The organism is Inquilinus sp., assembly GCF_057815775.1.
This window is the reverse complement of sequence record NZ_JBYRFX010000912.1, coordinates 1-7,183: the sequence shown is the minus strand read 5'-3', so window position 1 is coordinate 7,183 and position 7,183 is coordinate 1. Positions and strand designations below refer to the sequence as shown.

The window sequence follows — 7,183 nt, the reverse complement described above, 5'->3', positions numbered from 1 at the left end:
CCCAGCCGCAGCGCGTCCTCGACCGAGCCGAAGATCGCCTGGTCGGCATCTTCCTTCAGGCGGGACAGGCTGTTGGAGTGGTTCAGCTTCAGGATGGTCGGCACCTGGCCGTACAGCTCGCCGGTCGAGACCTCGAGCTGGCCGAGCGGGGCGGCATAGGCGTTCAGCCCGGCGTCGATCGCCAGCTGGTGGTGATACAGCGGATCGTAGCCACCCGGATTGACGGCGAAGCTGCGGGCGGGGCCGTGCTCGATCCCCTGGTCGACTGGCAGGAAGATCATCTTGCCGGTGCCGCCGAGGCGGCCATTCATCAGAAGCTGCGCGAGCCGGGCCTTCACCCCCGGGTTTTCGCTGTCGTAGTTCGACAGGATCTTCTACACGCGCGGGCTGATTCTCATCGTCCGTCTTCCTCGAAGCATTGGATCGGCTGGGCGCAATCCCTAGCCGGTTGGGTCGGCTTGTTCAACGCCGCCGCGCGGCGAAGGTTGCGGGAAAAACGCGCAGTGCCGCTATTCCGCCCCCATCATTCAGCGGCAGCCCGAGTCTGGATCGACGACAGCATCAGGCTGGTCTCGGTCACCGAGATGCCCTCGACCTGCCGGATCCGGCGCAGGGTCTGGTCGAACGCCTCCAGCGTCTCGGTCTCGATCTCGGCCACCAGGTCCCAGCGGCCGTTGGTGGAATGCAGCGCCCGCACCTCGGGGAAGCCGCGCAGCCGCTTGGTCACCTTGTCGGCGGCCTGGCCCTCGACCTCGATCAGAGTGATGGCGCGGATCACATGCGGCTGGCTGCCGGCCTTGACCACGATGGTGAAGCCCTGGATCACGCCGGTGTCGACCAGCCGGTCGATCCGGGCCCGGACCGTGGCGCGGGAGACGCCCAGCGTCGCCGCCAGGCTCGAGGCCGGGCTGCGGGGATCGGCCCGCAGCAGGGACAGCAGCCGATGGTCGAGATCGTCCATTCTGATCGGTCAGCCTTAGCATTTTGCGCAATGTGGTGATCAGATTAGTCACCATGCCGTCTTTATGTCACCCCCGATCCGGCCGATAATCGGGCCTCGGGTCATCGCCACAGGGCAAGGGACGCCAGGACATGGACGCAACCGAGACCGATCGCCGGGCGGATCATCGTGACGGGCACCCCTCCCGCATCGCCCTGGTCGGCGCACCGGTCGAGGTCGGGGCCGGCCATCGCGGTGCCATCATGGGCCCCGCCGCGCTGCGCACCGCCGGGCTGCTGCCCAGCCTGCGTGGCCTCGGCTTCGAGGTCGAGGACCACGGCGACCTGGCGCCGCGGCCGCTGCCCGAGCTGCAGGAGACGCCTGAGATGCGCTTCCTGCCGGAGATCGCCGGCTGGGCCCGGGTGCTGAGCGATCGCGCCTATGCGCTGATGAACGAAGGCTCCCTGCCGATCTTCCTCGGCGGCGACCACAGCCTGTCGATGGGTTCGGTCAACGGCGTGCTGCGCCATTGCCGCGAGGCCGGGCGCGAGCTGTTCGTGCTGTGGCTCGACGCCCATTCCGACTTCAACACGCCGGAAACCACGCCCTCGGGCAACATGCATGGCATGTCGGCGGCGCTGCTGTGCGGCGAGCCCGGGCTGGACGACGTGTTCGGCGACGAGCCGCGCGAGCGGCTGGACCCGCAGAATCTCACCATCTTCGGCGCCAGTTCGATCGACCGGGAGGAGCGGGCGCTGTTGCGCCGCCGCGGCGTCGAGGTGTTCGACATGCGGCTGGTCGACGAATACGGCGTCTCGGTGCTGATGCGCCGGATCATCGACAAGGTCGCGACCCGCAACGGCCTGCTGCATGTCAGCCTGGACGTCGATTTCCTCGAGCCGGCGATCGCGCCGGGCGTGGGCACCACGGTGCCGGGCGGCGCCACCTATCGCGAGGCGCATCTGATCATGGAGATGCTGCACGACAGCGGCCTGGTCGGGTCGCTCGACGTGGTCGAACTGAACCCGTTCCTCGACGATCGCGGCAAGAGCGCGGTGTTGCTGGTCGACCTGGTCGCCAGCCTGTTCGGCCGGCAGATCATCGACCGGGCCGGGGCGCTGGAGCGGGCGTCGTCGGCGTCGTCGCCTGCGGAGTGACGGGGCCGCGGAGTGACGGGACCGACGCGATAAGGCAAACGGACAAGACAGGGAACAGGACCATGGCCACATCGGCGACCAGCCTCATCGAGACCGAAGCCCGCCTCGGCGCGCACAATTACAAGCCGCTCGACGTCGTGCTGTCGAAGGGCGAGGGCGTCTGGGTCTGGGATGTCGACGGCAACCGCTACCTCGACTGCCTGTCGGCCTATTCCGCGGTCAACCAGGGCCATTGCCACCCGAAGATCCTGGCCGCGATGGTCGAGCAGGCCAGCAAGCTGACCCTGACCTCGCGCGCCTTCCGCAACGACCAGCTGGCGCTGTTCTACGACGAGATCGCGGCGCTCACCGGCTCGCACAAGGTGCTGCCGATGAACAGCGGCGCCGAGGCGGTGGAATCCGCGATCAAGGCGGTGCGCAAATGGGGCTATGAGGTCAAGGGCGTGCCCGAGGGCCAGGCTGAGATCATCGTCTGTGCCGACAACTTCCACGGCCGCACCCTGGGCATCGTCAGCTTCTCGACCGACCCGGATGCGCGCGGCAATTTCGGGCCCTTCGCGCCCGGCTTCAAGGTGGTGCCGTTCGGCGACGCCGCCGCCTTCGAGGCGGCGATCACCCCGAACACCGTCGCCTTCCTGGTCGAGCCGATCCAGGGCGAGGCCGGGGTGATCATCCCGCCCGACGGCTATTTCAAGACCGTGCGGGCGCTGTGCACCCGGCACAACGTCACCCTGATCCTGGACGAGATCCAGACCGGCCTGGGCCGCACCGGCAAGCTGCTGGCGGAGGCGCATGAGGGCATCGAGGCGGATGTCACCCTGGTCGGCAAGGCGCTGTCCGGCGGCTTCTATCCGGTGTCGGCCGTGCTGTCGAACACCGAGGTGCTGGGCGTGCTCAAGCCCGGCCAGCACGGCAGTACCTTCGGCGGCAATCCGCTGGCCTGCGCCGTCGCCCGCATGGCGCTGAAGGTGCTGGTCGAGGAGAACATGATCGAGAATGCCGAGCGCCAGGGCGCCTATTTCCAGGCCGAACTGGCCGGGCTGCGCAGCAACCTGATCCGCGAGGTCCGTGGCCGCGGCCTGATGCTGGCGGTCGAGCTGCATCCGGAGGCCGGCGGCGCCCGCCGCTATTGCGAGGCGCTGCAGAAGCGCGGCGTGCTGGCCAAGGACACCCATGGCGACACCATCCGCATCGCGCCGCCGCTGGTGATCTCGCGCGACCAAGTCGACTGGGCGCTGGAGCAGTTCGCCGCGGTCATGACCGGCACGGCCTGACGGCGGCTGGAGGCTATTGCTGGTTCGAAACGATGATCGACACCCGCCGGTTTTCTTTGCGGCCGGCGGCCGAGCGATTGTCCTCGACTGGCGCGGTCTTGCCCAGGCCGCGCACCTGGATGTTCTCGGGCCTCATGCCGGCGGCGACCAGCGCGTCGGTGACCGCCTGGGCCCGGCGCTGCGACAGGTCCAGGTTGTAGTCGTCGGTGCCGTAGTCGTCGGTGTGGCCCTCGACCCGCAGGCGCTGGATGTTGACGGACAGCAGGGACCGGGCGAGGCGTCCGATCGACTCGCGCTGGCCCTCGGCCAACGTCGCTTCGTTGGTGCCGAACAGCAATTTGCTGGCGATGCCGAATTCCCAGCCGTCGCCGCTGGGCTCGAAGCCCTCCTGCTTCAGCACGGCGATCTGAGCGGCGCTGAGGCCAGAGGCGCAGCCGGCGAGCAGCAGGGCCGCGGTCAGCAGGCCAGACAGGGCGAGTTGGGTGGCAGCGCGCCGGGAGAGGTCAGGCAATTCGGGACTCCATGTCTGGACGGTCCGGGTCGTCGCCTCCCGCGAGCCGCCGGCTGCCGGGCTGCAATCGCTTGGCGAGATACATGGCTTTATCAGCAATTTGAATCAAATTTGTTGCATCGTCGGCGTGATCCGGGAACAGGGCAATCCCCATGCTCAGCGAAGCCTCGACGGTCTCGTCATTCGGCAGCTGGATCGGCTGGGCCATGCCACCCAAGATATCGTCGGCGATCCGCAGCGCCTCCGCCACCTCTTGCAGCGGTGTCAGCAGCACCGCGAATTCGTCGCCGCCCAGCCGCGCAACCAGATCGCCCGGGCGCATCCTGGCCCGCAGCCGGTCGGCAACATCGACCAGGACGGCGTCGCCGGCGGCATGGCCCAGCCGATCGTTGGTTTCCTTGAAACGATCGCTGTCCAGAAACAGCACCGCGACCCGTCCCCCATCTTGCCGGGCAGCACGGATGGCGTCGTCCAGCCGGCTCTCGAACACGGCCCGGTTCGGCAGGCCGGTCAGGCTGTCATGGCTGGCTTGGTGCGCCAGGGACGCGTTCTCACGCTGCAGATGGTCCTGCCAGGACTCGAGCTCCGCCAGCAGGGCATTAAAGTCGTCGCCGAGCTGGTTCAGTTCGGCGATGCTCGCGGGCGGAACCCGCCGTTCGAAGGCGCGGTCGCGGCGGACCGCATGCGCGACATCGGCCAGCGTCTGCAGGGGGCCGACGATTCCGGATTGCAGATATCGCGACAGAGACAGCGCCCCGACCGTGCTGAGGCCGAGGCAGGCCAGCACGACCGCGATGCCGAGGCCGAGGAAGCGCAGCAGCCCCACGGCGCTGCCGCGCAGCCGGACCAGGCCGATCTCCACCCCGTCATGGCTGATCGGGGCCACGACTGGGCCGGGGAAGACCAGCTCCGCCATCCGCTGCTCCAGGGCCTCGAACGACCCGCCTGACGGTCGCTGCCAATGCGCCAGGACCCGGTGCTGCGGGTCGAGGATGGTGGCCTCCGCCACCTCCTCGGGGGACGCGATCAGCGCCACCGCTTCCTCGGCCGCGCCGCGGTCGTCGAACACGACGGCGGCCTCGACCGTGTAGCTCATCGAGGTCGCGATCAATTGCAGGTTGTTGCTGGCATAGACATGCAGCACGACGAAGCCGGCAATGGTCAGGGTCAATCCGGCCAGGACCACCGCCAGCAGGGCGACGCCGAAATGGGCCCGACGCAGCACGCTGCGCAGGGGAGGGCGGGTTCCTTGGGCCAGGGCGGCTGCGCGCTTCATGGCGCCGGGGGCCGGCGGCGGCCGAGCTGCAGCACCTTGGGATTGACCCGCACGCGGCTGCGCGCGACCGAGTCCAGATTGACCTGGAACCAGATCTGGGTGTCCTCGACCTGCAGGCAGAACATGCTGCCCACCGTGCAGGACGCGTCCTGCTCGCTGATGCTGAGAATCGGGCGATCGGTCAGCTGGGCGGTGATCTGGTGCCGCTCCGCGTCGCTCAACGCGCCGAGATAGACGACATCGCACTCTGTCCCCACCCGGGGATCGCCGGGCGCAAGCCGGTGGGAGCGGACGGCCCGGCCGGACGCCTGGGTCGCGCCAGCCAGCAGATCGTCGGCATAATCGGCCGATCCGATGACGCAGAGTCGCAGCTCCGGCGGTTCGACCGGCCAGCGGGTGTAGCTGAGGATGCCCAGCACCTCCTGCAGCACGGCCGCTGCATGATCGGCGTCGGGGGCAGGGGATTGCGCGGCAGCGGGGGCTGCGGCCAGGGTCAGCAGCGCCGCTGCGGCAAGACAGGCCACGGCCGCGCCGCGGCCGCGCAGACGGGCCGCTCTCGACCAGGTCGAATCCTGGGCACGGCCATGGCCGATGATCTGCAATCGCTCGGGATAACGGGTGGGCGGACGATGCTGAAGGGGGTGTTCCAAGCTTCCGGATCGATCATGTTGCGCAGAGATAGCCGAGCGAAGCGGCTGCGCCAGCTTAGCACCATCGGTTGGGTCAGGCATCCCGCTGCCCCTTGACCCCGGCGGCCGGCTGGATCAGCACTGGGCGGTCGTGACACCTCCGGGATTTATCGTTTGCAATCGCTCGTCGACATCGCCGTCCAGATCCTCGATGCGGCGGACCCGCAGGACAAGATCGCCCTGACCCATGTGGCGGCGGACGCCTGGCGGCGGCGGGCGATCCCGGTGCTGGGCACGCGCCGCCCGCCACTGCGCCCGGCCCGCCCGGCGCGGCCGGAGGTGCTGCGGCCCGGCGACATGCCGAAGCGGCGCCTGGGCGGGCCGGCGGGGCGGATCGCCCTGCTGCACGCCTTGGCGCATATCGAGCTGAACGCCATCGACCTCAGCTGGGATTTGATCGCCCGCTTCGCCACGGCGGAGACGCCGGAGGAGTTCTTCGACGACTGGGTCAAGGTCGCCGATGAGGAGGCGCTGCACCACGACCTGCTGTCGCAGCGGCTGCGGGCGCTCGGCTCCTCCTATGGCGCGCTGCCGGCGCATGACGGGCTGTGGCAGGCGGCGGAGGAGACGGCGGAGGATTTCCTCGGCCGCCTCTCGGTGGTGCCGCTGGTGCTGGAGGCGCGCGGCCTTGATGTGACGCCGGAGACGGTGGAGCGGCTGGAACGCGCCGGCGATTCCGACAGCGCCGCCATCCTGCAGCGGATCTACACCGACGAGATCGGCCATGTCGGGGCCGGAAGGCGTTGGTTCGAATGGGAATGCGCGCGCCAGGACAAGCCGCCGATCCCGACCTATCACGAGCTGGTGCGCCGCTATTTCCGGGCCAAGCTGAAACGGCCGTTCAACATCCCGGCCCGCGACCTCGCCGGCTTCGCCGCCGCCTTTTATGAGCCGTTGGCGGATTAGCGGGGACCGGCCGCACCACCCCTCCACCGTCATCGCGAGCCCGAAGGGCGTGGCGATCCAGCGGCTCGATCTCTGGATTGCTTCGCTGCGCTCGCAATGACGGATCTATGATTTAGACCGTCGATATCAGCTCTTCTCGTAGATCACGTACAGCTTCCGCGCCGGCGACAGGTTCTCCCAGGCGCCGGTGAAGCCGGCGGGGATGACGAAGCTGGCGCCGGCCTCGAAGCGGCGGCTGGTACCGGATTCGTCGGTCAGCACCACCGTGCCGGACAGCAGGTGGCAGAACTCTTCCTCGGTGTAGTTGACGCGCCAGCGCCCGGCGGTGCCCTCCCAGATCCCGGCCGAGAACTGGCCGCTGGGGTCGGCATAGAAGTTCCGGGCGGTCTGCAGCGGGTCGCCCGCCAGCACCTTGGCCGGGTCCGGCCGC

Annotated in this window: 8 protein-coding genes and 1 pseudogene; 3 read left to right on the top strand and 6 right to left on the bottom strand. The window is 68.9% G+C overall.

Going from position 1 to position 7,183, the window contains the following annotated elements; translation table 11 throughout:
* Both AC3XYG_RS32620 and AC3XYG_RS32615 read right to left on the bottom strand, forming a co-directional pair.
* Nucleotides 1-338: pseudogene (locus AC3XYG_RS32620) on the bottom strand (class I fructose-bisphosphate aldolase); the annotation flags it as partial.
* 185 nt (nt 339-523) lie between these two features.
* Complete coding sequence (locus AC3XYG_RS32615; protein ID WP_489144051.1) at nt 524-961, bottom strand: Lrp/AsnC family transcriptional regulator; 438 nt, start codon at nt 959-961, stop codon at nt 524-526.
* 131 nt (nt 962-1,092) lie between these two features.
* On the opposite strand from AC3XYG_RS32615, the gene rocF reads away from it, so the two are divergent.
* Entirely contained in the window at nt 1,093-2,097 is a 1,005-nt protein-coding gene (rocF, locus tag AC3XYG_RS32610) for an arginase (protein WP_489144050.1), read from the top strand.
* A 62-nt stretch (nt 2,098-2,159) separates the two neighbouring features.
* Nucleotides 2,160-3,371 carry an ornithine--oxo-acid transaminase gene (gene rocD / locus AC3XYG_RS32605; protein ID WP_489144049.1) on the top strand — a complete coding sequence of 404 codons (1,212 nt, stop codon included), beginning with the start codon at nt 2,160-2,162 and terminating at the stop codon, nt 3,369-3,371.
* A 13-nt stretch (nt 3,372-3,384) separates the two neighbouring features.
* Here rocD and yfiB read toward each other — a convergent pair whose 3' ends face one another.
* The 3 genes from yfiB to yfiR are packed head-to-tail and all read right to left on the bottom strand — an operon-like array spanning nt 3,385 to nt 5,760.
* Nucleotides 3,385-3,882, bottom strand: coding sequence for an outer membrane lipoprotein YfiB (yfiB, locus tag AC3XYG_RS32600; protein ID WP_489144048.1), 498 nt, complete (start codon nt 3,880-3,882; stop codon nt 3,385-3,387).
* Nucleotides 3,875-5,158 (bottom strand): diguanylate cyclase DgcN/YfiN, encoded by a 1,284-nt coding sequence (gene dgcN / locus AC3XYG_RS32595; protein ID WP_489144047.1) that lies wholly within the window; start codon nt 5,156-5,158, stop codon nt 3,875-3,877. Before dgcN ends, yfiB begins: the two co-directional genes overlap by 8 nt.
* On the bottom strand, nt 5,155-5,760 hold the full coding sequence (yfiR, locus tag AC3XYG_RS32590) for a regulatory sequestration protein YfiR (RefSeq protein WP_489144046.1): 606 nt from the start codon (nt 5,758-5,760) through the stop codon (nt 5,155-5,157). The genes dgcN and yfiR overlap by 4 nt, the downstream gene beginning before the upstream one ends.
* A gap of 201 nt (nt 5,761-5,961) precedes the next feature.
* Here yfiR and AC3XYG_RS32585 point away from each other — a divergent pair, with 201 nt between their 5' ends.
* The gene (locus AC3XYG_RS32585; protein ID WP_489144045.1) at nt 5,962-6,753 is read left to right on the top strand and encodes a ferritin-like domain-containing protein; all 792 of its coding nucleotides are present in this window, start codon (nt 5,962-5,964) and stop codon (nt 6,751-6,753) included.
* A 126-nt stretch (nt 6,754-6,879) separates the two neighbouring features.
* Here AC3XYG_RS32585 and AC3XYG_RS32580 read toward each other — a convergent pair.
* The coding region (locus AC3XYG_RS32580) for a cupin domain-containing protein (protein WP_489144044.1) at nt 6,880-7,183 on the bottom strand (304 nt) is incomplete at its 5' end.

Coding starts and splice junctions, on each gene's coding strand:
- AC3XYG_RS32615 (WP_489144051.1), bottom strand. CDS start 961: ATGGACGATCTCGACCATCGGCTGCTGTCCCTGCTGCGGGCCGATCCC.
- rocF (WP_489144050.1), top strand. CDS start 1,093: ATGGACGCAACCGAGACCGATCGCCGGGCGGATCATCGTGACGGGCAC.
- rocD (WP_489144049.1), top strand. CDS start 2,160: ATGGCCACATCGGCGACCAGCCTCATCGAGACCGAAGCCCGCCTCGGC.
- dgcN (WP_489144047.1), bottom strand. CDS start 5,158: ATGAAGCGCGCAGCCGCCCTGGCCCAAGGAACCCGCCCTCCCCTGCGC.